Source organism: Aequorivita aquimaris (genome assembly GCF_001573155.1).
GTDB classification, from domain to species: Bacteria; Bacteroidota; Bacteroidia; order Flavobacteriales; family Flavobacteriaceae; genus Aequorivita; species Aequorivita aquimaris.
The window spans coordinates 105,538-131,466 of the sequence record NZ_JRWG01000004.1; the positions used below are offsets into that span (position 1 = coordinate 105,538).

Below are 25,929 nucleotides of genomic sequence, written 5' to 3' on the forward strand. Positions count from 1 at the left end.
TTTCACGTTTAATATTGTAATTTTGCCACCTAAATTTCAAATGCAAATTAATGAACACAGATTCTTTTGCTTTAAGGCATATCGGTCCCCGGGAAAACGATCTTCCCGAAATGCTTAAAACCATTGGTGTAAGCTCTATTGATCAACTTATTTATGAAACCGTTCCAGACGATATTTTGCTGAAAAAAGCACTCGATCTGGACACGGCAATGAGCGAGCAGGAATATCTTGAGCATATTACTGAACTTTCCACAAAAAATAAACTTTTTAAAACATACATAGGGTTGGGTTATCACCAATCCATCACCCCTCCGGTAATACAACGAAATATCTTGGAAAATCCGGGATGGTACACGGCTTATACGCCCTACCAAGCCGAAATTGCCCAAGGCAGGCTTGAAGCCTTGCTGAACTTCCAAACCGTGGTTAGTGATTTAACAGGAATGGAACTCGCTAACGCCTCCCTTTTGGACGAATCAACGGCGGCTGCAGAAGCAATGGCGCTTTTGTACAACGTTCGTGAAAAGGAAAAGAAAAAAAATAATGCCTCAAAGTTTTTTGTTTCTGAAGAGATATTGCCACAAACCCTTTCTTTGCTACAAACCCGTTCGGAGCCTTTGGGAATTGAATTGGTCGTGGGCAATCACGAAGATTTCGATTTTTCGGAAGAGTTTTTTGGAGTAATTCTTCAATATCCTAGCAAAACTGGAAAGGTTCACAATTATAAAGAATTCATCCAAAAAGCGAATGACAACCAAATAAAAGTTGCCGTAGCTGCAGATATTTTAAGCTTGGTGATGCTGGAATCTCCAGGTCATTTCGGTGTTGACGTAGTTGTTGGAACCACCCAGCGATTCGGGATTCCTTTAGGTTATGGTGGCCCACACGCAGCTTTTTTTGCCACAAAAGATGAATATAAAAGAAGTATTCCGGGCCGTATAATCGGTGTTACAAAAGATACCGACGGTAACCGTGCCTTACGGATGGCGCTTCAAACAAGAGAACAGCACATAAAGCGCGACAAGGCAACCTCAAATATTTGTACCGCACAGGTCCTTTTGGCGGTTATGGCAGGAATGTACGCGGTTTACCACGGCCCGGAAGGTTTAAAATATATTGCGAGAAAAGTTCACAATGGTGCTGCTACGCTTGCAAACGCATTGGAAAAGTTAGGTTTTGAGCAAGTAAACGACACTTATTTTGACACAATTACCATAAAGACCGATGCTACCAAAATAAAGTTTTTGGCCGAAGCAAAAGAGGTGAATTTCTATTATCCCGATGACGAAACGGTTTCCATTTCCATAAATGAAACCACCACTGTCAAGGATTTGAACAAGATTGTTTCAATCTTTTCAGAAGCGGTTAAAAAAGATTTCCAAAAAATTACTGAATTGGAAACTGGCAATAAAATTCCAAAGGAAGTTGCCCGTAAAACCGAGTTTCTTCAGCAGGAAGTTTTCAACAAATACCACAGCGAAACCGATTTGATGCGCTACATCAAAAAACTGGAACGCAAAGACCTTTCGTTGAATCACTCTATGATTTCGTTGGGTTCCTGCACCATGAAATTAAATGCAGCCGCAGAAATGCTTCCGTTGAGCGACCCGATGTGGGGCAATATGCACCCATTCGTTCCCGTGGAACAAGCTGAGGGTTATCAAATTATTCTGAAAAAACTAGAAAAACAACTTACTGAAATAACCGGTTTTGCAGGAACCTCGCTTCAACCCAACAGTGGCGCACAAGGCGAATACGCAGGCTTGATGGTAATTCGCGCCTATCACGAATCGCGCGGGGAAAGCCACAGAAACATTTGCTTGATTCCTTCTTCAGCTCACGGAACAAACCCCGCTAGTGCAGTTATGGCGGGAATGAAGGTAGTTGTAACAAAATCTACGGAAGAAGGAAATATTGACGTGGACGATCTTCGCGAAAAGGCAATACAGTATAAAGACAATCTTTCCTGTTTGATGGTAACGTATCCTTCAACACACGGAGTTTATGAATCTGCAATTCGCGAAATAACCAGTATTATACACGAAAACGGCGGACAAGTTTATATGGACGGTGCAAACATGAACGCACAGGTAGGCTTGACAAATCCCGGTGCTATTGGCGCAGACGTTTGCCACTTAAACCTCCATAAAACCTTTGCTATTCCCCACGGTGGCGGCGGCCCTGGTGTTGGCCCTATTTGCGTTGCGGCGCAACTGGTTCCATTTTTACCTTCAAACCCAGTAATAAAAACTGGTGGAGATAGAGCCATTACTGCAATTTCCGCGGCACCCTATGGCAGTTCGTTGGTATGTTTGATTAGCTATGCTTACATCTGTATGCTTGGCGTGAATGGATTAAAGAAAGCTACACAATATGCAATCTTGAATGCCAATTACATCAAAGAGAGATTGAATGGCCATTACGAAGTTCTTTATGCAGGAGAACGCGGTCGTGCTGCCCATGAAATGATTGTGGATTGCCGTCCGTTCAAAGCAAAAGGAATAGAAGTTACAGATATCGCAAAACGATTGATGGACTACGGTTTCCACGCGCCAACCGTTTCTTTCCCAATTGCGGGAACATTGATGATTGAGCCTACGGAAAGCGAGAGCAAAATGGCCTTGGATCAATTTTGTGATGCAATGATTTCAATAAGAAAAGAAATTGAAGCCGCAGATAAAGACGAACCAAACAATGTTTTGAAAAACTCACCACATACCTTGGAAATGTTGACCGCCGATAACTGGAATTTTCCTTATAGCAGACAGGAAGCAGCATTTCCACTGGAATATGTTTCAGACAATAAGTTCTGGCCATCCATACGTAGAGTAGATGAAGCTTATGGTGATAGAAACCTAATATGTACATGTAACCCAATTGAGGCCTATATGGAAGCTTAAGAGGTTGGCAGTTGCAGTATTCAGTAAATATGTTTAGTAACATTGAGGCCGAATACTGCTACTGAAAATTAAGACTGAAATCTGAATTACTGAATTTTCCGTATTTTTAACAAAACTTTTTTTAATATATGAGCGTCAAGATAACCGGCATAGGAAGTTACATTCCGAGCGAGATTGCGAAGAATGAACATTTTGACGACCATCATTTTTACAATGAGGACGGTACCCGATTTGGCAATGAAAATGAAGTAATCATTGAAAAGTTCAAAGCCATTACCGGTATTCACGAAAGACGCTATATTCCGAAGTCATTATCAACTTCAGATATTGCCTCTTTTGCTGCAGAAAACGCCATTAAAAATGCAGGTATTGATAAGGAAACACTAGATTATATTATTGTAGCCCATAATTATGGTGACGTAAGGCACGACTCCGTACAGAGTGATACAGTGCCTAGTATTGCCACCCGCGTAAAGCACAACCTTAAAATACAAAACCCAACCTGCGTAGGGTATGATGTGCTTTTTGGCTGCCCCGGCTGGGTAGAGGGCATGATACAGGCTTATGCTTTTATAAAAGCTGGCATAGCTAAAAGATGTTTGGTTATTGGCGCAGAAGCACTTTCGCGCGTTGTGGATCCACACGATCGTGATTCTATGATTTATAGTGATGGTGCTGGTGCCGCAATAGTTGAAATTAGTGAGGAATCCGGGGGAATTCTTTCGCATTTCAGTGCCACTTATGCTTTTGAGGAAGCACACTTTATCTTTTTTGGCGAAAGCAACAATTTAGAGAAAAAAGACAACCGCCGCTATATTAAAATGTACGGTAGAAAAATCTATGAATTTGCACTGAACAATGTACCCGACGCCATGAAAACCTGCTTGGACCAAAGCGGGGTTGACATTGACGAAGTGAAAAAAATTTTCATCCACCAAGCCAATGAAAAAATGGACGAGGCCATCGTAAACCGTTTTTACAAACTTTACGACAAGACCGCTCCTGAAAAAATAATGCCCATGAGTATCAATAAACTGGGCAACAGTAGTGTGGCGACTGTACCAACACTGTATGACCTGGTATTGAATGGCGAGCTGGAAGGACACTCCATCCAAAAAGGAGATGTGGTTATTTTTGCAAGTGTTGGCGCGGGAATGAATATTAATGCGATAGTTTATAAAGTGTAATGTACGAAGGTAAATTTCCAACGAAAAGATACAAACACACGCTTCGCTTTCTAAAGAATGTTATTTCAAAAGAAGAAAAAATACTCGATCTGGGCGTGCCCAACCCTTTCTCTGAAATTCTCACACAAGAAGGTTTTGACGTTACAAACACCAAAGGCGAAGATCTCGATTTGGAAACGAGCGTTGTAAAAACGGAAGAGTTTGATGTAGTTACAGCTTTTGAAATCTTTGAACATTTGGTATCACCCTTTAACGTTTTAAAAGATATCCAAGCCAAAAAGCTGGTAGCATCCGTACCTTTAAAACTTTGGTTTGCTTCGGCTTACAAAAGTAAAACAGATGAGTGGGACCGCCACTATCATGAGTTTGAGGATTGGCAGTTTGACTGGCTTTTGGAAAAAGCTGGCTGGCGAATTATAAAGCGTGAAAAATTCACCAATCCCATAAAAAAAATTGGCATACGCCCTATACTTCGTAGAATTACACCAAGATATTATTTGGTTTATGCCGAGAAATTGTAGCTATTGTTTAATCAACTTAAAGCTTCTTGAATTTTTAGCATCCCAAGAGATTCTTACTATATATTCTCCGATTGGTAAATAGGAAACATCGAATAGATTTGCACTCAAATTATTATAGCTTACAATCTTTCGACCATTCGTGTCAAAAATTTGAATGTTGGAAACACCTTCAATTTCATTAAGGCTAAAGGAATTTCTTGAAGGATTGGGATATAGGAAAATAGTGTTTGAATCAGACCCTAACTCTTCAATGGATAGAATTTCACCCAACTGCAAAATCCATACGCTTCCTTTTTCAAAGCCCCCTTCATCATCAGAAAAACTTCCAACAGCTATACTATTTTTTTCAGTTAATCTTCCAATATTACTTACACTAAATCCAAATGAATCTTCCTCATCTATATCTCCATCAAAATGTTGAAGTCCTTCTGTATATTTAACATAGCTATTTACTGTACCGTCAACATTTAAATTAAGGATATAAAAAGCGCCAAAATTAAAAGCGCCATCATTTTGATATCCTCGAGCACCAACTGCTATTTCTATAAGTTCGTCACCATTTAAATCCCCCATCAAGTCAATTGATTTTCCAAAAAACATTTCATCATTAAATTCCGTATCAAAATTTCCTGAAATATCACTAATTTTTTGCAAGCTGCCAACAGTACCATCTATATTCATAAAAAGAATGTAGACAGCCCCTCTGTTTGCACCTCCATCATCGTCTCGATAAGCACCAACAGCTAAATCGATAATACCATCACCGTTAAGATCTCCGATATTTGCAACAGATCCTCCAAAATAATCACCTGCCTCCAAAACATCGTTTAAACCACCTTGAGTATCACTTATTTTTTGATAATTTTTTACGGATAAATCACTATTCAAAAATAAAATATAAACTGCACCTCTATCTGACCCCCCATCGGGATCTCTTCTGGCTGAAACTGCAATATCTTTTAATCCATCACCATCTAAATCTCCAATGGATTCAATATCTGTCCCAAATACATCTTCATCATCCAACGGGGCATTAAAATTTCCTTCAGTATCGCTAATTTTAGTATAAGAATGTACTGCTCCATCAACATTCAAGGATAAAATCCAAGCAGCTCCGTGCCAATAGCCCCCATCTCCATCATATTCTGCACCTACTCCAATTTCTATTAAACCATCATTATTTAAGTCTCCTAAATATGAAATTGATGTGCCAAATATATCCCATTCATCCAACTGTCCATCGAAATTACCTTCAGTATCACTAATTTTTTGATAACTATTAACAGAACCATCCAGATTCAAAAACAATATATAAACAGCTCCGTGATTAAAACCCCCATCATCATCTTTAATCGCAGATACCGCTACATCATTAACCCCATCACCATTTAAATCGCCAATTCCTTCCACAGCATAACCAAACCAATCTTCTGTATCTAAATCTTCACCAAAACCTCCTATTTCAAAACCTATTTTTTCATAAACTGCTACATCATATATCTGTGCGATAGTTGAATTAAGGAAGAATAAAGCTGTAATAAATAATAATCTACGCATAAGGAAAATTTTTAATCTATATAATATCACTAAATATATAATATTTTTACATAATGAATATAGTAATTATTATTCCTGTCCACAACGAAGAAACTTTTATTAGCGGGATGCTCCAATCTATTGTTTATCAAAGTGTTCTTCCCAAAAAAGTAATCGTTGTAAACGATGCCTCTACAGACGGCACAAAAAAAATAATCAATCAATTTTCAGAAAATTATTCGTTTATTGAAAGTGTTTCCCTTCATTCTAACAAATTTCATGAGCCTGGCAGTAAAGTTATTAATGCGTTTTACAAAGGTTTTGAAACTTTAGGTGTCGATTTTGATTTTATAGGAAAATTTGATGCAGACATCGTCTTGCCTCCAAATTATTTTGAAAATGTTTTAGCGCTCTTTTCTTCCGATGAAAAAATCGGCATCGCCGGCGGTAACCTTTACATAGAAAAAGAAAACTGTTGGGAGTTTGAAGCCATTTCAGAAAAAACAAAAGTGCGCGGGCCCATAAAATTGTACCGCAAAAAATGCTTTGAAGATATTGGAGGTTTAAAAAAATCCATAGGCTGGGACACTGTGGACGAACTTCTGGCGCAATATCACGGTTGGAAAGTAAAGACAGATACCTCGCTTCACGTAAAACATTTAAAACCCACCGGGAAAGTTTATTCAAAGTCTTCAAAATACAAACAGGGCGAGGCTTTTTATAAAATGCGCTATGGTTTTTGGCTTACGTTGATTGCTTCGGCAAAACTGGCTTCCAAAAAAAATAGTTTGCAGTTTTTCGTGAATACGATGAAGGGCTTTTCCAAAGCGAAAAGAGCAAATCATAATTTTATTGTCTCAGAAAAAGAAGGCGAATTTATTAGAAAACTTCGTTGGCAAAAAATTCTCGAAAAATTGGGAATGCGATAATTCTACATTTAGCAACCATTCTTTAACATCCGAACATTTTATAATTCCTATTTTTGCAAATAAAATCCCCGATGAAATTTAAATTTTTCTTCCTTACAACCTTTCTAATTTTCACAACACTTTTTATCTCCTGTGTTTCCGTTCAGGTAAAGGATAACACGGTATCAACCATTTCTTCTGAAATAAAAAAACCAAAAAATATTATCCTTTTGATAGGCGATGGCATGGGCCTAAGCGAAGTTTCCACCGCTATTTATTACAAAGATGGCAATCCAAACTTTGAACGTTTTCATACAATTGGCTTAAGCAAAACTTCTTCCGCTAGCGATTTGATAACAGACTCTGCAGCGGGCGCAACGGTTTTTTCTACAGGTGTAAAAACGTATAACGGTGCAATTGGTGTTGACAAAGACACAATACCAATGCCCACAATTGTTGAACAATTATCAAAACGCGGTCTATCTACAGGCATTGTTGCAACATCTTCCATTCAGCACGCTACTCCTGCAAGTTTTTATGCACACGTAAAAAGCAGAAGAATGTATGAGGAGATAACCGAATTTGCTCCAAATTCCGGCGTAAACTTTTTTGCAGGTGGGGGATTGAAATTCTTTAACAAAAGAAAAGACGGAAAGGATTTATTGGCCGAAATGAAAGCCAACGGTTATAAAGTGACAACAGATCAACTTCCGCAAGCACCCGTTGAACAAAAAGAGCTCATTTTGCTAGCAGAAGATGGAATGCCGAAGATGAGCGAAGGCCGCGGCGATTTTTTACCAAACGCCACAAAACTGGCTTTGGAAAAACTTTCAAAAAACGAAAAAGGCTTTTTCTTAATAGTTGAAGGAAGCCAGATAGATTGGGGCGGCCACGACAACGATGCAGATTATTTAATTGGTGAGCTTTTGGATTTTGACAAAACCTTAGGTGTTGCTTTGGATTTTGCCAAACAAAACGGCGAAACACTAATAATTGTAACCGCAGACCACGAAACTGGTGGATTTACACTTGCTTCTGACGGTAGTGATTACAACAAAATTAAACCTAGTTTTTCTACTCCCGGACATTCCGCTACAATGGTTCCAGTATTTGCTGAAGGTCCCGGCGCTACTTTATTCAACGGAATATATGAGAGCAACGAAATTTATCATAAAATGATGGCTCTTTTTGATAAATAAAAGCTAAAAAAAGCTTTTTCAATCTACAGTGCCCTAATTTTAGTATTTTAGCCATAGCTATCTTTTTTATGAAGTACTTACAAGATATTGGCTCCTATTTTTTAATGCTCAAAAGGGTGTTTGGCAGTTTTACCAAAACATCGGTTTTGCGGCATCTTATCTTTAAGGAAATAAACGATTTAATAATTAGCTCTTTGGGGATTGTTGCTTTTATTTCCTTTTTCGTGGGCGGTGTAGTTGCAATACAAACCGCGTTGAATATGGATAATCCCTTGATTCCAAAAAGCCTGATAGGTTTTGCAACGCGCCAATCAGTAGTTTTGGAATTTGCACCTACCTTCATTTCAATAATTATGGCCGGAAAAGTGGGTTCGTTTATCACCTCAAGTATTGGCTCGATGAGGGTTACAGAGCAGATTGACGCTTTAGAGGTTATGGGTATCAATTCACTTAATTATTTGGTGTTTCCAAAAATCGTTGCCTTAATGTTCTATCCTTTTGTTATTGTATTTTCAATGTTTCTCGGGATAATGGGCGGATGGGTAGCCGGGGTCTATGGAGGGTTCGCCAGTTCTTCAGATTTTATCGCGGGGCTACAGGAGGATTTTATACCCTATCACTTATTTTATGCTTTTTTCAAAACCTTTGTCTTTTCATTCATACTGGCAACAGTGCCCTCGTGGCAAGGGTATTATATGAAAGGTGGTGCGCTGGAAGTGGGCAAGGCAAGTACCAACTCCTTTGTGTGGACCAGTGTATTGATAATTGCCGCAAACTATATTATAACCCAACTCCTTTTAAGCGCATGATAAAAGTAGAAGACGTACATAAGAGTTTTGGTGACGAAGAAATCCTTAAAGGAATAACCACAGAGTTTGACAAGGGAAAAACAAACCTCATCATAGGACAGAGCGGTAGCGGAAAAACCGTTTTGCTTAAATGCCTTTTGGGTCTCTTTAGACCTGAACAGGGGAGAATATATTACGAAGACAAGGCCATCCAAAATATGGACGACGAAGAACAACGCAAGCTTCGCGAAGAAATTGGGATGCTTTTTCAGGGTGGGGCGCTATTTGACTCCATGAATATTGAAGAAAATGTAATGTTTCCGCTGCGGATGTTTACCAAGCAAAAGAAAGCCGATATGCTTGAAAGGGTAAATGAAGTATTGAAACGCGTGAATCTTGAAAACGTAAACAAGAAATTCCCTGCTGAAATCTCTGGAGGGATGCAAAAGAGGGTTTCCATTGCACGGGCTATTGTAAACAAACCAAAGTTTTTATTCTGCGATGAGCCAAACTCTGGGCTTGACCCAAAGACGGCAACATTAATTGACACCTTAATCCAGGAAATCACCCACGAATACGATATAACCACCGTGGTTGTAACCCACGATATGAACTCTGTTATGGAAATAGGTGAAAAAGTGGTATTGCTGAAACACGGAAAACTTGTTTGGCAGGGCACCAATCAAGAAATCTTTAAAACCGATAATGAAGATGTAACCAATTTTGTGTATTCATCAGATCTTTTCAAAAAAATCCGGGACGTTCAATTAAAAGAAGGCTAGTGCCTACGGATATTCAGAAACCTGAATAGTATCCAATTTCATTTTAAATTTAAGCCAAGCTTCAATTTTTTTCAAGTCTGCTTTTCTAGCACTAGAAGATACATTGTTTTTCCAGCGTATGTTAACTACCGGAAGCGTATCGGTTTTTTTGAAATCTGTAGTTATTTTGTTTGAATAACTAAAGGTTTCAATATTTTCATAATTGATTTTTATTTCCTCGCTAAGCTCCTCAAAAGGTACATTTTGAATTTTCAAAAGCGCAACCTCATTTTCTAAAAATCGAATCTTTTCATCTTTATCCTGAATTATCTGTTCGTTTTTCACATATAGATCTTCAAGAATTCCTGCTTTAATTTCACCTGAAAGCTTTGCGGCCATTTCGCCACTTTGGTCGGCCCCTTGATAAATGCGCAAACGGCTACCTTCTAAATTTTCTGTCTCCTCAAGTTGCGTTAACCAGTCATTTATCTTGTTCTGCGGAACGGGACGTCCTATTAAGTAAACGTCAATGTTTTTCGACTTATAATCCTGTGTGAATTTAACAACCTCAGCTCCCTCATAATTAATAACATTCTTTACAAACTCCTTTGTTTTATTTTCAAAAACCTGCTGGTCCAATAATTTAATAAACAGCCAAACACTTGGAACCATTACCGCAATTGCAATCAAGGAAGCGATCTGCGCAGTTCGTTTTCTACGTTTGCTGTTTGCGTAGCGAACCAGCGGAAACTGTAATATTTTGGAAACGATAAAGGTGGCCAGCGCGATAAACACCGCATTTATTGAGAAAAGATAAAGTGCACCTCCGGCATACGAAGCATTGCCAATGGCCAAGCCATAACCCACGGTGCACAATGGCGGCATAAGCGCGGTGGCAATGGCCACACCAAAAATCACACTCGCTATTGTTCCACTTTTGGTTTTAGCGACTATCAAGCCCAAACCGCCAAATATGGCGATCAATACGTCTAATATGGTCGGGTATGTCCTGGCAATAAGTTCCGGTGTTTCTTCCGTAAGCGGAGAAAGCTTAAAATAAAGAAAAGCAGTAAGTACACTCAAAAAAACCATTACCCCAAGATTTATGAGGGAGCGCTTTAGCGTATCCACATCATTAATGGCCACGGAAAGACCGATCCCCACAATAGGGCCCATTAATGGCGAAATAAGCATCGCACCAATAACCACAGCGGTGCTACTCACGTTCAACCCAATGGAGGCGACGAATATGGAAAATATAAGAATCCAGGCAGTGTGTCCCTTAAAGGAAATATCTTTTTTAACGGCCTCAATCGTTGCATCGCGATCTGAGTCTGAACGAATATCAAAAAGCTCAGTCAGGAATTTTTTTATACTCTGCCATGTATTGAGTTTTACATTCTCAAACTCGTCATCGTTGGGTGTAATTTTTATATCGTTATTATTTTCAGTTGTACTCATTTACACATATTTTTTACCAAATTTATGCGACACCTCGTTCAAAAGTTCCTTAATCTGCTGTTCCTTCTTCTTCGGAAACAGTAACAGAACATCTTCTTTATCTACCACAATATACTCTTCAATTCCGTCTAAAACAACAAGTTTCTTTGTATCGGTAAATATCATATTACTTGCCGAATTCTTCAATAAAGTTTCAGCATTTACAACTGCGTTTTGGTTTTCGTCCTTTTCCAGTTTATCGTAAAGCGCGCCCCAAGTTCCCAGATCGTTCCAATCAAAGGTTGCTCTTTTTACAAAAACATTGCCTGCTTTTTCAAGAATCCCGTAATCAATCGAGATGTTCTCTGCTTCGGAATAATTTTTTTCAATGAAATTTTTCTCTTCGGAAGTATTCAAAACATCCGTTCCCTTTGAGAAAAGGGCATTCATTTCTGCCAAATTTTTTTCAAAAGAAGCAACGATACTATGTGCGCTCCAAATGAAGATGCCTGCATTCCAAAGAAAATTTCCATCGGCTAAAAATTGTTTCGCCGTTTCATAATTAGGTTTTTCCCGGAATTGTTTCACTTTTTTAATTTCCGAAATATCGTTTTTATCGCTTTCAATATAGCCGTAACCTGTATTTGGAAACGTTGGCTCAATACCCAAAGTGAGCAAAATATTTTCCCGTTGGGCTGCATCAAAACAGGCCTGAACGTCATTTGCAAAGGCGTTTTCATCTTCAATCCAATGATCGCTGGGAGCTACGAGCATCAACGCATTCGGATTTTTCTTTTTTATTTTTAAAGCAGATAGTAATATGCACGGTGCGGTGTTGCGCATGGCTGGCTCCAACACCACTTGTTCTTCTGAAATTTTCGGCAATTGTTTCAGCGTAATTTCCAGATACATTTCATTTGTAAGAATATAGATATTTTCCGAAGGGATAATTTTATTTAGCCTTGAAAACGTTTTTTGCAGCAAAGTCTCTCCCGTTCCCAACATATCGTGAAACTGTTTGGGGAATTCTTGGGTGCTCACGGGCCAAAATCGGGAACCAATTCCGCCTGCCATAATCACTGCGTAATAATCTTTGTTCATTTAAACTATTTTAAAAATTCCACTTCCGCATTTGGATTGAAAAGATACATTCTTCCCGTGGCAACTTCCAAACATTCAAAACGTTTTACGCGCTGCTTACCGCGCTTGAAAATTTTACCATTGTACAATCTAAAATGTCCTCCAAAGGGAATTTCAAAGATATAGTTTTTATCGTTCTCTGGGTCGAACTGCTTTAATGCCAAAGCCAAAGTTGCATCGGTATCGCTCGAGGCTTTTGGGTTTTTGAAATGGCGGGCCAATAAAGGCAACAATTGATTTGGAAAAACCTCAGGCCGCAAAAAAGGCAACATCAAAAGCTGAAAGGTACGTTTCCACTCCAGCCCATGGGGTTTTATAAGCCTCCCGTATTTTGTGAACGCCTCCAAATGCGCTATTTCGTGCACGAGCGTGATTAAAAACCGATACTTATTCAACGACGCATTTACGGTTATTTTGTGCTGGCCATTGGGCATTTTTCGGTAATCGCCGTGGCGGGTAACGCGCTCGTTTACGATTTTGAGATGGACATTGTGGGTTTTTATCAGTTCAAAAACAGAAGCTACGGAAGCTTGGGGAATATATTTTTCGAGGATTTCTGTCATATGCGGGAAAGAGTTGCCAACTTTTCTATCAACGTCAAAAATAACCAGTCTTGTACAATATCGCGAGCGTTTCAGTGATAAAATTGTGGCTATTAATTGATTTTTTCAAAATATTTATGCTTCCATATATTTTGGTTTCAGGATATTAGAAATCGTTATTTAAAATTGCTCTAAATAAACTTTGAAATTCAAAACTTCCGATTTAGATTTGCATCCAATTTAAAACCAATCTAAATAAAAATAATACAAAATGAAATTCATCACCACCCTATTTTTACTCTTGGGCACACAGTTTATATTTTCACAAGAAATAACAGAAATCAACGGCACAGTAACAGATGTTGACAATAATCCAATTCCCTTTGCAAGCGTTTATCTTCCCGAACTGAAAAAAGGAAATGCAGCCGATGCCGACGGAAAGTTTACCATCAAGAACATACCTTACGGACTTTGGCAACTTTCGGCGAGCGCCGTGGGCTACAAAGCTTCTACCATTACCATAAATCCTAACGAGCCTGTTTTGAATGGAGTACGTTTTCAACTCGCCCACGACAACGAACTCGACCAAGTGGAAGTTTTCGGTAACCGAAACGACCACCCCGACAAAATTGAATCCATTACCCGATTGCCGCTAAAACCTTATGAACAGATCCAGAGTATCTCAGTGCTTTCAGAAAAATTGATTGAGGATCAAGGAGCGCTGACCATTTCCGAAGCCACCAAAAACGTACCGGGCGTTTACACTTTCGCAACCTATGGCAATAAACGGGAAAGTATGTCGTCCCGTGGATTTAGGGGGATTCCAATACTGAAAAACGGAGTACGGATCCATTCCGACTTTCGCGGTGTTGGTATATTGACCGATATGCAGGGTGTGGATAACATCCAAGTCCTAAAAGGAACCGCCTCCATTACCCAAGGTGTAGCAACCGATTTGGGAAGTCCCGGCGGAATCATAAATATCGTTACCAAAACTCCAAAATATACTACCGGAGGAAGCGTGAGTTTGCGCGGAGGAAGTTTTGGGCAAATACGTCCTACATTCGATGTTTATGGGCCACTTAACAAAGAAAAAACCATCGCCTTCCGTTTAAATGGTGCTTTGGAAAGAGCCGATAGTTTTAGGGATTTGGTGGAAAAGGAAAGTTTTTACTTCAATCCTTCTTTTGAATGGAAAATAAATGAAAAGACAACCGTAACTTTAGAATTGGATCATTATTACGACAGCCGCACTCCAGATTTGGGAACGGTAAACTTGGCTGAAAATGATATGAATGGAATTTATGATCTTCCACATTCACAGTTTTTAGGTTTTGAAAACGATCGTTCCATCACCGAAAATACTACCTATGCCATCAGAATGGATCGTGAATTAAGCGAGAAACTTACTTTAAAAGGAGCTTTCTATAGTTCGTCACTAAGCTTGGATGATAAAGGTGCCGGTTTGGGAAAAACTATTGAGGAAAATGAAATGCCTATTTACAATATTCGCCAACGCAGCTACTCCACCTCTACCCGCGATGACAACAACAGTGTGCTCCAATTTGACTTGATTGGGGATGATGTTTACACAGGTTCTATAAAACACACTTTCCAAGTTGGGTTTGACTACCGTGCCTCGAAATTTGGAACCACCAGCCGATCTGCCGGCGTGGTTGACACTATAAATGTTTTTCAAAACATAGAACACAGATTGCCCAATGTTACCCTGGGAGAAGCAAATGTGAACGGCGGAAAAACAAATTCATTAGGTTTTGTTGCCCAGGATGTGATTTCTTGGAACAGTTGGCTTAAAACATTTTTGGGTGCTCGTTACAGTGCAACCGAAACGCTTTCAGAAGTTGAAAACACGAGGAGTGATGCTTTCAATCCGTTGGGAGGAATTATTGTTTCGCCCATAAAAAATGTAAACGTTTTTGTTTCCTATACCAACAGTTCCTATCCACGAACAGCATCTCGTTTGGGCCAAAATGGGGAGGAATTGGGCAATGAGCGGTACGACCAGTTGGAAGCCGGCTTCAAAACAACTTGGCTAAACGATCGGTTCCGCTTTAACCTTACCCTTTATAAAATCAACAACAAAAACATAAACCTTCCTGTTTATGACGAAACTTGGACAAACATTCTATACTACGCAAAAGGCGGAAACGATCAACGCCAAGGTATTGAAGTAGAACTTACCGGACGGCCACTTGAAAATCTGGAGCTGATTGGCGGGTACGCATATATTGATGCGCAATACAAGGAACACACTTCCTACGTGTATGGTTCTGCACCGCTAAATACTCCAAAACATACCTTTAATGCCTATGCCAATTATTCTTTCAGAAATAGAATTTTGGAAGGGCTTTCGGTTGGCGCTGGTGCGTATTTTACCGGAGAACGCCCTATCAACGATTGGTCGTCGGGACCTGTTACCCACCAAGGAATTGTGCCAAACCAAAAACCCTTTGATGTGGAAGCCTACACCTTGGTAAATTTTCAGGCGGAATACAAATTCAATAAAAACTGGAGTCTTCAATTTTTATTGAATAATGTATTTGATAAGATAGGTTACAACGCCTATAGAACCAGTTATATCAATCAAACCGATCCACGAAACTTTGCAGGAGTCCTGCGCTATAATTTTTAGTTGTTTGAGTGTTAGTTTATAAAGGCATGACTTAGGTTGTGTCTTTTATATTGTTTTAAAAATTTCCTTTTTATGAAATCAAAAAAATATACTGTCCGAAAGTTTATAAACGACGTCCATCTCTGGTTGGGAATTGGCAGCGGCATCATTCTGCTGATTATTTGTTTAACAGGAACGGTGCTAACTTTTGAAGAAGAAATAAAAAGTTTGTTTTCTGAAGAAATGATCGTTTCTCCAAAAGAAACTGTTTTTCCAATAGAAACGCTAACAACAAACCTTGCCGCTGAAGGTGAAGTGACCCGCGTAAGCATAAGCCCAGAAAGAACAAAACCCTACGAGTTTTCGGTAAAAACAAAGAAAGAGGACAGGCGCGGAACGACCTTTTTTGTAGATCAATACAATGGAACTTATACGAAATTGGAGCCAAATGTGCTTGATGGATTTTTTATGACCATGTTCAAACTGCACCGTTGGCTTCTTTTGGATATGTCTATAGGAAGACCGATTGTTGGTATTGCCACTATTATTTTTTTGATACTTTCCATCACAGGCATTGTGCTTTGGTTTCCGAAGAAAAAACTAAAAAAATTGAAATGGAAACATCTAAAACCCGGCTTCAAAATAGCTTGGCGCGCAAAATGGAAACGCGTAAACTACGATTTGCACGTAACCTTGGGATTTTACACGGCTATTTTCTTAATAATAATGTCGCTCACTGGCTTATTTTGGTCTTTTGAATGGTATAAAGATGCGGGAAGCGCAGTTTTGGGAACGGAAGTTTTTGGAGGTCGCGGAGGTGGACCAAAAATTGATTCCAAAGCAAATCCCTCTTCAAAAACTGTAGATTTTGCCGAAGTCATAAAAATCACGGAAAGCGAATTGCCTTTTGAAGGAACTACAATTTTTCAAATTCCCGCTGATGAAAAAGATATTTTTAACATCCGCAAATACCACGATGAAGATTTTCTGGAAACTGCCGTTGATGAACTGAAAATTGATCGCGATGGCACTATTATTTCAAAGGAAATTTTTTCAGAAAAACCGTTGAATGTTCAAATCGCAAGCTCTATAAAAGCGATTCATATGGGAACTATCTTTGGGTGGTTTTCAAAGACTATTTACTTTATTTCCTGCTTGATAGCAACAAGTCTCCCAGTTACAGGAATCATTATTTGGCTGAACAAACTGAAGAAAAAACCTAAAAAGAAACAGAAACCACTCAAGGTGTAGTACTCGAAACCTGCAATATTTTTCCGTTATAAAATTTATTTCCAGTAAGGGAAAAATCCATTATATATTGCGCCATTTCAGTTGCGGAAAGTGGCGCTTTAAAACCTGGGAAAGCCTCTTCCAGCATTTCGGTTTGAACGGAGCCCAAAGCAAGAACGTTGAAAGACGGACCCGTTTCTTTGTATTCCTCGGCAAGCAATTCGGTTAATGTAATGATTGCGCCTTTACTGCTGCTGTATGCACTCAGCCCAGGAAATTTCACACTTCCCTGCACGCCGCCCATACTGCTGATACTTACCACATGGCCTTCTTTTTTCATAAAAGGAAGCGTCGTTTTTATCAAGGAAGCAACGCCAAAAACGTTCACGTCGTAACATCTTTTAAATTCTTCGGAAGTGATTTCGGCAAACGGTTTGTTCACCAAAAACCCGGCGTTGTTTATCAAAACATCAACAGATTTCATCCCTGTTTGAAGATATGCGGAAAGCTTTACGATTTCAGATTCATTGGCAATGTCAAATTCCAAAGCCGTAACATTCTTCAGCTTTAAATCTGAAATAGGTTTTGAATTCCGCGAAAGCGCCAACACATTGTGTCCAGCATCCGAAAATAATTTTACCATCTCAAAACCGATTCCTCGGGAAGTGCCTGTGATTATTATGTTTTTCATTTTTTAAATATACACAAATCCCGATAGTTTCTTTAATGAGAATGCTATCGGGATTTAATTAAATTCTTAAATTTTCTTATACAAACATCGTCACAGGATTTTCAATATACTGTTGTAATGTTTGCAGGAATTTAGCTCCCGTAGCTCCGTCAACCGTGCGATGGTCGCACGCCAAAGTTACCGTCATGGTATTTCCAACTGCAATCTGTCCGTTTTTCACTACTGGTTTCTGAACAATCGCTCCAACTGATAAAATAGCGGAGTTTGGCTGGTTTATGATAGAAGTGAATTCGGTAATTCCAAACATTCCAAGGTTTGAAACCGTAAACGTGCTACCTTCCATTTCCTGTGGCGTAATTTTCTTGTTTCGCGCCTTTCCGGCAAGTTCCCTTACCTGTGCGCCAATTTGTGAAAACGTCATTTGGTCCGCAAATTTCAGAACAGGAACCAGCAATCCTTCGTCAACCGCCACGGCCACACCTATGTGGATGTGTTTTGCAATTTTGGTAACCTCTGGCGTCCACTGGCTATTTACCTGCGGATGCTTTCGGAGAGCCATCGCACAGGCTTTTATAATCATGTCGTTAAAGGAAATTTTTACATCCGGATCTGCGTTTATCGCCTCGCGCGCCGCGATGGCATGGTCCATATCCAGCTCAACGGTCAAATAATATTCCGGAGCTGAAAACTTAGATTCACCCAAACGTTTTGCAATGGTTTTGCGCATTTGGGAGTTTTTCACTTCCTCAAAACTTTCAGTTCCAACTGGAATGTATACCTGTCCGCCGCCAGCAGCGGGTTGGTAATTTTCAATATCGCTTTTTACGATACGGCCATTTTCGCCGCTTCCGCGCACTTGGCGCAGGTTGATTCCTTTTTCCTCTGCCAGTTTTTTTGCCAAAGGCGAGACAAAAATGCGCCCTTCGTTTGTTATTTGCGAAGAGTCTGATTTTTTTTCTGAAGAAGTTTCCTTTTTGGATTCCTCTTTTTTTGAACTACTTTCAAGAGTTTCCTTTTCTTCCTTTTTATCTTCTTTTGAAGATTTTTCTTCTTTAGATAAAGACTTTCCGGCATTTTTGAAGTTTTCGGCAACTCCAGAAACATCTGTTCCTTTTGGGCCGATGATTGCAAGCAGGGCATCAACTGAGGCTGATTCACCTTCGCCAACACCTATTTTTAAAAGTGTTCCGGAATAGAATGATTCAAATTCCATGGTTGCTTTATCGGTTTCAATTTCAGCGAGAATATCGCCCTCTTCTACTTTATCGCCTTCCTTTTTTAACCAAGATGCAACAGTTCCCTCTGTCATTGTATCGCTCAAACGTGGCATTGTAATAATTTCAACGCCGTCGGGAAGTTCAGCAGAATCAGAGGAGTTTTTTTCCTCAGAATTCGTTTTCGAATCTTCCTGCTTCTCTTTCTTTGCAGCGGTTTTATCCTCCTTTTTATCCGATGATTTTTTTTCTTCCTTGGAGTTATCTTCCTTCGATTTGGAATCGGAAGCTTTTCCATCAATCAAATCTGAAATATCCTCATCCTTACCACCGATTATCGCTAAAAGAGAATCTACTTTGGCGGTTTCCCCTTCTTTTATGCCAATGTGTAGCAGTGTTCCTTCGTAGAAGGACTCAAACTCCATTGTGGCCTTATCGGTTTCAATTTCGGCAAGAATATCACCTTCCTTAACGGCATCGCCCACTTTTTTAAGCCAGGTGGCTACCGTGCCTTCTTCCATCGTGTCGCTCAAACGCGGCATGTTTATTACTTCTGCCATTTCTTATAATTTATCTGATAAAAAAGGGTAATCTTCCTGCTCATATACAGCATCAAACATTACATTCTTTTCTGGATATGGAGACTCTTCTGCAAATTTTTCACATTCTTCAACCAACTCTTTTACTCTCTGGTCAATTTTTTTAATCTCCGCCTCCGTTGCCCATTTGTTTTCGTAAATCTGATGAAGCACGTATGTAATAGGATCTTCTTCCTGTTTTTTGGCAACCTCCTCTTTTGTACGGTAATGCTGTGCATCACTCATGGAATGCCCACGATAACGATAAGTGCGCAATTCCAAAAATGTAGGTCCATCACCACGACGGGCGCGTTTTATGGCCTCATCCATTTCCTTTGCAACTACTTCCGGTTTCATTGCATCTACAGGTTTGCAGGGCATTTCATAACCCAAACCAAGTTTCCAAATATCAGTATGGTTGGCGGTTCTAGCTACGGAAGTTCCCATTGCGTAACCGTTGTTTTCCACGCAAAAAACCACAGGAAGCTTCCAAAGCATGGCAAGGTTGAATGTTTCGTGCAGGGAGCCTTGGCGGGTTGCGCCATCGCCCATATAAGTAAGCGTTACAGCATCTCTTTCAAAATATTTATCTGCAAAGGCCAAACCGGCACCCAATGGAATTTGTCCCCCAACAATACCGTGCCCCCCATAAAAGCGGTGTTCTTTGGAAAAAATATGCATGGAGCCCCCCAAACCTTGTGAAGTTCCGGTGCCTTTTCCATACAGCTCTGCCATTACTTTTTTGGGATCAACACCCATCCCGATGGGCTGTACGTGGTTTCGATACGCGGTTATCATTCGATCTTTTGAAAGGTCCATAGCGTGCAGAGCGCCCGCCAATACTGCTTCCTGACCGTTGTAAAGGTGTAGAAAACCCCTTACTTTTTGATTGATATATACTTGCGCCAGTTTATCTTCAAATTTGCGCCAAAAGAGCATGTTTTCGTACCAATCCAGATACGTTTTTTTGGTGATTTTCTTCATCTATCTGCTATAAGTATTCCCAAGGGGAAATTTTTTAAACGGATAACAAAAATAGGACTTTATATGCTGAAATCACAAATTGTAATTCACAAATAAATACTTCTGGAAAATTTCTTGAGTTTAAAGGTATTTCGCATCAAACCCCAAAGGCAGCAAATCCATCACGGAAGCTACATTAATGACATCTCCGGTTTCGCCCATAAAATAGATTGCAATGGGGCTTTTCTGTTTTTGTTCATACTCCGCCAAAGCTTGGCGGCAAGCACCGCATGGGGCAATGGCTTCTGTTACTTCGTGGCTTTCGGCGCGCACGGTAATTGCAAGATCGGTTATCGTTTCATTAGGAAAATTGGCACCCGCACTGAATACCGCAACCCTTTCGGCACAAAGTCCCGATGGAAAAGCCGCATTTTCCTGATTGTTTCCTATAACAATTTCTCCTGAAGAAAGCCGAACTGCTGCCCCAACTCTAAAACGTGAATAAGGCGCATAAGCATTTTCACGTGCTTGCTGCGCCTTATTCATCAATTCTTGAATGTCTTTTGGAAGTTCGGAAATGGATTCGAAAACTTCTAATGCGATTTCAATTTTTTGTTTTTTCAAACTATTAATATTCGTCGTAGGTATCGCCGAAGTTGAAAGTCAGACCAAAACGAAGGGTCCCGTCCAATGGGCTGTTTGCCAATTTGGAAGTAGAGAACAAATACGAAATATCGATATTGATTGCGGTGTAACGAAAACCTGCTCCGATTGAAGCAAACTTTCTTGAACCCTTATCATCACTTTCGTTAAAATAACCTCCCCTAAAAGCAAAAACATCTTGGTACCAATATTCCGCACCCAAAGCCCAAGTAAATTCTTTCAACTCTTCGCTGAAACCATCAGGAGCATCGCCAAATGATGAAAACATTCCTCCGAAAAAGCTTTCGTTATAATAATCATCTTCATTATTAATGAAACCATCGTTGTTTGAATCGCTAGGTGTTGGAACCAAAAGCTTATTAACTTGTGCAGACACACCAACTTTATTGTATTCGTCAAGAATAAAATCAAAACCACCACCCAAAGCAAGGTTTGTTGGCAGGTTACTTTCTGAACCTACTTCATCATATTTTAGCTTCGGACCTATGTTTGAAATATTGAAACCCATTCTCCAGCGACCGTCAAAATCGTTATAAGGTATTTCTTCACTTTGGTAATATCCAGCAATATCAACAGCAAATGAATTTGCGGCAGAAGCATCTGCCAAGGCAGTTTGAAGTTTCAGATCTGAACGAATATATCTACCGGCAACGGCCATTGCAAAACGCTCGCTAAGTCTAAGGGAGTATGAAACGTCAAACAGCAATTCGTTTGGTTTAACCAGCAAAGGCTCTTCATCTGCTGTTTGGCGTAACTCAATCTCTCCATTACTGAAATAACGGAAACTAGCTGCTACAGCACTACGTTCGTTCAATCTATTATAATAAGTTAAATTTCCTAAGAATATATCGTTCACCAATTTGCTTAAGTAAGGAGTGTATGTTACCCCAACTCCTTGTTTTGATAAAGAGAAGGCGTATTTTGCTGGATTCCATTGTTGTGAAAAAGCATCGGCAGAGGTAGTAACCCCTATATCACCCATACCTGCTGCACGTGGATCTGCAGCTATCAAAATAAAAGGAACACCTGTTGTGATTACGCGATTCTCGATTCCTGTATTTTCGTTACCCGGATCTTGCGCCATACCCTTAAAGGCAACTAAACTTAATAAAATTGGAATAAATAATTTCTTCATATTAAATAATTTTGGACAAATATAATTTTAATTTTTAAAGGATTACTAGTTTCTCGAATTTTTCAACCCGCTGATTGGTTAACGAAGATCTCACCGTTATCTTGTACACATACACCCCTTTTCCGATACGGTCCCCAAAATCATCACGCCCGTCCCAAGTAATTTCACGGCACAGATAGCTTCCGGATGGTGGCAGGGTAGCGTTTTGGGTCCAAACTACTTTTCCGGTTACGGTAAAAACTTGGACTTGCACATTCAAGGTTTCATCGGGCCTGTTATGATTGAACCAAAACTGGGTATAATTTACAAATGGATTGGGATAATTAAGTACGCGGGTAATTTCGAGCTTGTCGTTCCCAGCAACGATAAACTGTATTTCAGCGGTAGAAGAGTTATTATAAACATCCCACGCCTTGAGGGTAAGTGTATGCAACCCATCTTCGAGATCTCGGAATTTATATGTAGCTTTCCCTTTGGAATAATCGTCAACATCAGCTTGATAAAATTCATTCAGTAAAAATGGGTTGGACTCATCTCCGTCTAAAATTGCAACTATATCGTGACCAATACCACTTGCTGTATTAATACCGTTGGGATCTTCCAGCTTTGCAAGCAACATCGGGGAATCGTCGGTTATACCCCCTGAAACAAAACTTTCATCATTCATATATAGTTTAATTAAAGGACCTTCATTATCCTCGGGTGCGTTTTCGTTTAAACCACCCACATCTAAGTCTAAACTCACGCCTGCTTGATCCTCAAATGTATTATCTCGTTTGGAATACAAGCTTACTCTCCCTTTGCCTACAGGTATTTGTATATCCCGGGGAACTACAAATTCAAATTCAAACACACCATTGGAAACGGTGGCCTGCCCATTGAAAATTCCCTCGCCCAAGGTTATAAAATCCATCACAAAGTTGAAATTATCGTTATCCAAGGTCTGGCGCATTACGTTTTTATCAAACACCTTTGCCTCAAGAATACCATTATAATCTGTCATAAGCATTCCTGATTCATTTAAAACCTCACCTTCAAGTTTTATTTTACTCAAGGCTTTTAATGTATCTGTAGCTTGGCCAATGGGCACTCCATTTAGTTTTGTTAACCGAATACTTTTTTTAGGAAAAGCCAAGTTCATGGCCGGATCGCCAATATAAAATACGACACGTCTTAAATCGCTATCAATTTCCTGTTTAGAGAGACGGAGTCCCTCAGCAGGTGTATTTGGCACATCCCTTCCGTATCCAAAAAGATTATCTGCCAGTAATTGGTTAAACTCAACTCCCGTAGAAATATAGATTGCCCGAGTAGTAGTTACCAAAGAAATAGCGCCGCCTTGCCTGTTTTGATATGTGAGCTCCCCAGCCGTTATGCGCAAAGGATTGTCAAACTTTGTAAACTCGCAGGTTACCGTTACCATACAAGGAAGGTTGTCCTTGTTAGTGAGGTTTTGGGCTGCTTCTTTTGTGTAGATGTATTCTGAAGCGAGTCCGTCTTCACCTCCGTGCCCAAAGTAATCAATGATTATTGCCCCAACGTCAAAAGCGCTTTTTATGGCTTCGTTCACCTCTGGATATCTATTCCCTCCGGCGGAAGCTTCTTGCTGATAGGCATCAGTATGAATTTTTTTTACGTTTATGAAAGGTTTCTCCTGTGAAATTTCATCGCCAAGTGCATCCAGTTTTAGCTCCAACTGTTCTTCGTTATCTTTATCGATATCGTCTGATATTAATACGAAATTGGTTCTCCAGTTGCCATAGGAACTTTCAGAAGTATATTTTATTATTTTGTCTACCATTGCATTGGCGAGCGAAACATCATCTGCCAATATTCTTCCCATAGCTATATCCAACAAATCATTGTCATCCCTGCCCGTACCAATGGCGCCCTCGCATTCGTCCATATTTCCGAAGAAATCATCAGACATATAAGATTGTGCAATGCTTACACCCGTAAGGGTCTGGAAGGTTGGCACAATATTATTGTTGTTTGCAAGTCTATTTTTATAATCGATGGAAGCATCACCGATAATGCCCACATATTTTACGCGTTTTGCTTCTGTGGATGCATTATGGTAAACGTAGCGCACAAAGTTTCTGATAGCGCTGATATCCTGCCTCCCCGAGCTGAATTCTTCATAAATCTTATCTGTGGTAACAACCTTTACATTTAAACCCTGTAGGTTTTTATGGTATGTAGCCAACCGCAAAGCAGGCTGAATAAGGAATGGGGCAGTAATTATAATGTAATCAACATCTTGAAAATTACCTGAGGCATCTTTAAAAATAGTGCCTTTCAAATTTTGGTTCTGAACTACCGGCTGTGCTGTTTTAATGGGGACAAAATAGTTATTTGGGTTTATCGCTACATATTCGCGAACCTCACCAAGTGTCTGTTTAAAGCTAAAGGTGGATGCGTTCCCTTCATTTTGTTTGGAAGTTATAAATTGCATATCGGTAACATCCCAAACTTGTGAAAACTGGGAAGCATTACTAATTTGATATTCACCCACGCCAGCCAGTGTAGTTGCAGCCTTATATCGGAAATTAAACTGCCCATCCACTCCGCTCAATTTGCGGACTGCCCACAATCCTATATAGTCCAAATATGCTATGCTCGATGGATTACCGGCATTGTTGTACATTAAATCTACCTGTACTGATTCATTACTTGCTGCAATTTCCTCATAATAATCATCTAAATCCAACAACCCCCCTATTCCCAATCTGCTAAATGTAATTGGATCCAAGCTCGTGCTGTTTACGGTTACAGCCATAGAGGTATTACTTTCAGAGGCCGCAGCAGATTTGATAATTAACTGCATAGGCTTGCCTGCAACTATATTCGGAAATTCAAAAGTAAAACTTTGTTCATTTTCAATATCAAAACGATTGCCGAACCACTTTCTACCTAACTTCGTAGGGCTTTCTTCGTCTTCCTCGTGAAATTTATAATCGTCAAATTCATTGATAGTAAACTCCACAGCGCCCGTAGGTTCTACCATGGCCCTTACTCTCTTGCCAGGGGCCCCATCGGCAGTGATGTAGTAATATGATTCATTACTATATGGGTTTAGGTTTGAGTCGTTTTCTTCAACATAACCCTCGGTATTGGTTCCATAGAATAAAATATAATCGTTCCCATCAAAAGAGCCATCTTCTTCACCCACAACCTGGATTGCGTTTTCGGGAAGGTCAAAAAATTTGTTTTCTGAATTTAGCAACGGCAAAGATTTTCCGCCGAAACCATATACTTTTATATTTCTTGGATTGATACCGTCGGTATTCATTCCCAAACTGCTCAGGAAAGATTTGTCAATTTTATGGATGCCCGTTTTTTCTACCTTAAATTTAAACCATTTGCCTGTAGCAAGTACAGAGTTTATGATTTCTGGAGTAAAATCGGGACAGGCTTGTGGAGAATAACGGTAATCTACATTAAAGGATATAACTTTTTGGTAGCCCCCAGAAGTTTTAACAATAGGTGAGATTTTCAATATTGTGAAAAGCTTATCCCTAGACCGGGTGCTACCTATACTATATTCCAGATTGTTCGGCACCAGCTCTGTATTGATTTTGTTCAATTCTGCCGAGGAAACGGAACCATAACGAACATTGGTAATTCTTAAAGAATTTTTATCAGCAATGTTCGCATCTTCCCATTTTGTTTGGTAGATGACCCTCTCCTTGTTTAATTGAAGCTTTAAGGACGCGATAGCCTTTTCTTTCGCAGAAACTGATGATTTATTAACTCCGACACTGCTGGCAGTTGGACTGGAATCTCCCCAATCTATGGTTACACTTTTTGACTGTGCCTTTCCTATAAAAGGCATAACAAATAAAATAAAAAGAAGTATTGCTTTTCTCATTAGTACCAATAACGCTTCAAATATACACTT

At 39.7% G+C, this 25,929-nt stretch carries 19 protein-coding genes; 9 read left to right on the plus strand and 10 right to left on the minus strand.

What is annotated here, in order from left to right; genetic code table 11:
• Positions 1-50: 50 nt before the first annotated feature.
• The 3 genes from gcvP to LS48_RS07890 all read left to right on the plus strand — a co-directional run bounded on the left by gcvP (position 51) and on the right by LS48_RS07890 (position 4,608).
• Positions 51-2,900: an aminomethyl-transferring glycine dehydrogenase gene (gene gcvP, locus LS48_RS07880; RefSeq protein ID WP_062621735.1), complete on the plus strand. Its 2,850-nt coding sequence runs from the start codon at positions 51-53 to the stop codon at positions 2,898-2,900.
• Positions 2,901-3,028: 128 nt separating this feature from the next.
• Positions 3,029-4,087: a 3-oxoacyl-ACP synthase III family protein gene (locus tag LS48_RS07885; protein WP_062621737.1), complete on the plus strand. Its 1,059-nt coding sequence runs from the start codon at positions 3,029-3,031 to the stop codon at positions 4,085-4,087.
• Positions 4,087-4,608 (plus strand): class I SAM-dependent methyltransferase, encoded by a 522-nt coding sequence (locus LS48_RS07890; protein ID WP_062621739.1) that lies wholly within the window; start codon positions 4,087-4,089, stop codon positions 4,606-4,608. Before LS48_RS07885 ends, LS48_RS07890 begins: the two co-directional genes overlap by 1 nt.
• Here LS48_RS07890 and LS48_RS07895 read toward each other — a convergent pair whose 3' ends face one another.
• Complete coding sequence (locus LS48_RS07895) at positions 4,609-6,165, minus strand: T9SS type A sorting domain-containing protein (RefSeq protein ID WP_062621742.1); 1,557 nt, start codon at positions 6,163-6,165, stop codon at positions 4,609-4,611. It abuts the gene before it with no gap.
• 53 nt (positions 6,166-6,218) lie between these two features.
• Between LS48_RS07895 and LS48_RS07900 the strand changes: the two genes are divergently transcribed.
• The 4 genes from LS48_RS07900 to LS48_RS07915 all read left to right on the plus strand — a co-directional run bounded on the left by LS48_RS07900 (position 6,219) and on the right by LS48_RS07915 (position 9,821).
• Positions 6,219-7,073 carry a glycosyltransferase family 2 protein gene (locus LS48_RS07900; RefSeq protein ID WP_062621744.1) on the plus strand — a complete coding sequence of 285 codons (855 nt, stop codon included), beginning with the start codon at positions 6,219-6,221 and terminating at the stop codon, positions 7,071-7,073.
• Between the two features lie 71 nt (positions 7,074-7,144).
• Entirely contained in the window at positions 7,145-8,251 is a 1,107-nt protein-coding gene (locus LS48_RS07905) for an alkaline phosphatase (protein ID WP_062621746.1), read from the plus strand.
• 68 nt (positions 8,252-8,319) lie between these two features.
• Entirely contained in the window at positions 8,320-9,060 is a 741-nt protein-coding gene (locus tag LS48_RS07910; RefSeq protein ID WP_062621748.1) for an MlaE family ABC transporter permease, read from the plus strand.
• On the plus strand, positions 9,057-9,821 hold the full coding sequence (locus LS48_RS07915; RefSeq protein WP_062621750.1) for an ABC transporter ATP-binding protein: 765 nt from the start codon (positions 9,057-9,059) through the stop codon (positions 9,819-9,821). Before LS48_RS07910 ends, LS48_RS07915 begins: the two co-directional genes overlap by 4 nt.
• A 3-nt stretch (positions 9,822-9,824) precedes the next feature.
• Here the strand turns inward: LS48_RS07915 and LS48_RS07920 are convergent, their stop codons facing one another.
• From LS48_RS07920 to LS48_RS07930, 3 genes are read right to left on the minus strand one after another with little or no spacing between them, the layout of a single operon-like run.
• A complete protein-coding gene (locus LS48_RS07920; protein ID WP_062621752.1) occupies positions 9,825-11,261 on the minus strand; it encodes a DUF389 domain-containing protein in 1,437 nt (478 codons plus the stop codon).
• Positions 11,262-12,341, minus strand: coding sequence for a mannose-1-phosphate guanylyltransferase (locus LS48_RS07925; protein WP_062621754.1), 1,080 nt, complete (start codon positions 12,339-12,341; stop codon positions 11,262-11,264).
• Between the two features lie 5 nt (positions 12,342-12,346).
• Entirely contained in the window at positions 12,347-12,943 is a 597-nt protein-coding gene (locus LS48_RS07930; RefSeq protein WP_062621756.1) for a SprT-like domain-containing protein, read from the minus strand.
• 250 nt (positions 12,944-13,193) lie between these two features.
• Here LS48_RS07930 and LS48_RS07935 point away from each other — a divergent pair, with 250 nt between their 5' ends.
• Together LS48_RS07935 and LS48_RS07940 are read left to right on the plus strand one after the other, a co-directional pair.
• Complete coding sequence (locus LS48_RS07935) at positions 13,194-15,575, plus strand: TonB-dependent receptor (protein WP_062621759.1); 2,382 nt, start codon at positions 13,194-13,196, stop codon at positions 15,573-15,575.
• A gap of 72 nt (positions 15,576-15,647) precedes the next feature.
• Positions 15,648-16,805, plus strand: a complete 1,158-nt coding sequence (locus tag LS48_RS07940) for a PepSY-associated TM helix domain-containing protein (protein WP_076692430.1) — start codon at positions 15,648-15,650, stop codon at positions 16,803-16,805.
• On the opposite strand, the gene LS48_RS07945 is transcribed toward LS48_RS07940, so the two are convergent.
• From LS48_RS07945 to porU, 6 genes are all read right to left on the minus strand, one after another.
• Positions 16,795-17,475, minus strand: a complete 681-nt coding sequence (locus tag LS48_RS07945; protein ID WP_062621762.1) for an SDR family NAD(P)-dependent oxidoreductase — start codon at positions 17,473-17,475, stop codon at positions 16,795-16,797. The two genes, LS48_RS07940 and LS48_RS07945, sit on opposite strands and share 11 nt — an antisense overlap.
• A 76-nt stretch (positions 17,476-17,551) precedes the next feature.
• On the minus strand, positions 17,552-19,249 hold the full coding sequence (locus LS48_RS07950) for a pyruvate dehydrogenase complex dihydrolipoamide acetyltransferase (RefSeq protein ID WP_062621764.1): 1,698 nt from the start codon (positions 19,247-19,249) through the stop codon (positions 17,552-17,554).
• A gap of 3 nt (positions 19,250-19,252) precedes the next feature.
• Complete coding sequence (gene pdhA / locus LS48_RS07955; RefSeq protein WP_062621766.1) at positions 19,253-20,251, minus strand: pyruvate dehydrogenase (acetyl-transferring) E1 component subunit alpha; 999 nt, start codon at positions 20,249-20,251, stop codon at positions 19,253-19,255.
• 120 nt (positions 20,252-20,371) lie between these two features.
• A complete protein-coding gene (cdd, locus tag LS48_RS07960; RefSeq protein ID WP_062621768.1) occupies positions 20,372-20,854 on the minus strand; it encodes a cytidine deaminase in 483 nt (160 codons plus the stop codon).
• 4 nt (positions 20,855-20,858) lie between these two features.
• Entirely contained in the window at positions 20,859-22,028 is a 1,170-nt protein-coding gene (porV, locus tag LS48_RS07965; protein WP_062621770.1) for a type IX secretion system outer membrane channel protein PorV, read from the minus strand.
• Positions 22,029-22,062: 34 nt separating this feature from the next.
• Positions 22,063-25,899: a type IX secretion system sortase PorU gene (porU, locus tag LS48_RS07970; RefSeq protein ID WP_062621773.1), complete on the minus strand. Its 3,837-nt coding sequence runs from the start codon at positions 25,897-25,899 to the stop codon at positions 22,063-22,065.
• Positions 25,900-25,929: the final 30 nt, after the last annotated feature.

What these genes read in the sequence shown, in the direction of transcription:
- LS48_RS07910 (WP_062621748.1), top strand. Translation starts at nt 8,320, where the DNA reads ATGAAGTACTTACAAGATATTGGCTCCTATTTTTTAATGCTCAAAAGG.
- LS48_RS07915 (WP_062621750.1), top strand. Translation starts at nt 9,057, where the DNA reads ATGATAAAAGTAGAAGACGTACATAAGAGTTTTGGTGACGAAGAAATC.
- LS48_RS07905 (WP_062621746.1), top strand. Translation starts at nt 7,145, where the DNA reads ATGAAATTTAAATTTTTCTTCCTTACAACCTTTCTAATTTTCACAACA.
- LS48_RS07945 (WP_062621762.1), bottom strand. Translation starts at nt 17,475, where the DNA reads ATGAAAAACATAATAATCACAGGCACTTCCCGAGGAATCGGTTTTGAG.
- LS48_RS07885 (WP_062621737.1), top strand. Translation starts at nt 3,029, where the DNA reads ATGAGCGTCAAGATAACCGGCATAGGAAGTTACATTCCGAGCGAGATT.
- LS48_RS07920 (WP_062621752.1), bottom strand. Translation starts at nt 11,261, where the DNA reads ATGAGTACAACTGAAAATAATAACGATATAAAAATTACACCCAACGAT.
- LS48_RS07930 (WP_062621756.1), bottom strand. Translation starts at nt 12,943, where the DNA reads ATGACAGAAATCCTCGAAAAATATATTCCCCAAGCTTCCGTAGCTTCT.
- LS48_RS07895 (WP_062621742.1), bottom strand. Translation starts at nt 6,165, where the DNA reads ATGCGTAGATTATTATTTATTACAGCTTTATTCTTCCTTAATTCAACT.
- LS48_RS07925 (WP_062621754.1), bottom strand. Translation starts at nt 12,341, where the DNA reads ATGAACAAAGATTATTACGCAGTGATTATGGCAGGCGGAATTGGTTCC.
- LS48_RS07890 (WP_062621739.1), top strand. Translation starts at nt 4,087, where the DNA reads ATGTACGAAGGTAAATTTCCAACGAAAAGATACAAACACACGCTTCGC.
- LS48_RS07950 (WP_062621764.1), bottom strand. Translation starts at nt 19,249, where the DNA reads ATGGCAGAAGTAATAAACATGCCGCGTTTGAGCGACACGATGGAAGAA.
- porU (WP_062621773.1), bottom strand. Translation starts at nt 25,899, where the DNA reads ATGAGAAAAGCAATACTTCTTTTTATTTTATTTGTTATGCCTTTTATA.
- pdhA (WP_062621766.1), bottom strand. Translation starts at nt 20,251, where the DNA reads ATGAAGAAAATCACCAAAAAAACGTATCTGGATTGGTACGAAAACATG.
- porV (WP_062621770.1), bottom strand. Translation starts at nt 22,028, where the DNA reads ATGAAGAAATTATTTATTCCAATTTTATTAAGTTTAGTTGCCTTTAAG.
- gcvP (WP_062621735.1), top strand. Translation starts at nt 51, where the DNA reads ATGAACACAGATTCTTTTGCTTTAAGGCATATCGGTCCCCGGGAAAAC.
- LS48_RS07940 (WP_076692430.1), top strand. Translation starts at nt 15,648, where the DNA reads ATGAAATCAAAAAAATATACTGTCCGAAAGTTTATAAACGACGTCCAT.
- LS48_RS07935 (WP_062621759.1), top strand. Translation starts at nt 13,194, where the DNA reads ATGAAATTCATCACCACCCTATTTTTACTCTTGGGCACACAGTTTATA.
- LS48_RS07900 (WP_062621744.1), top strand. Translation starts at nt 6,219, where the DNA reads ATGAATATAGTAATTATTATTCCTGTCCACAACGAAGAAACTTTTATT.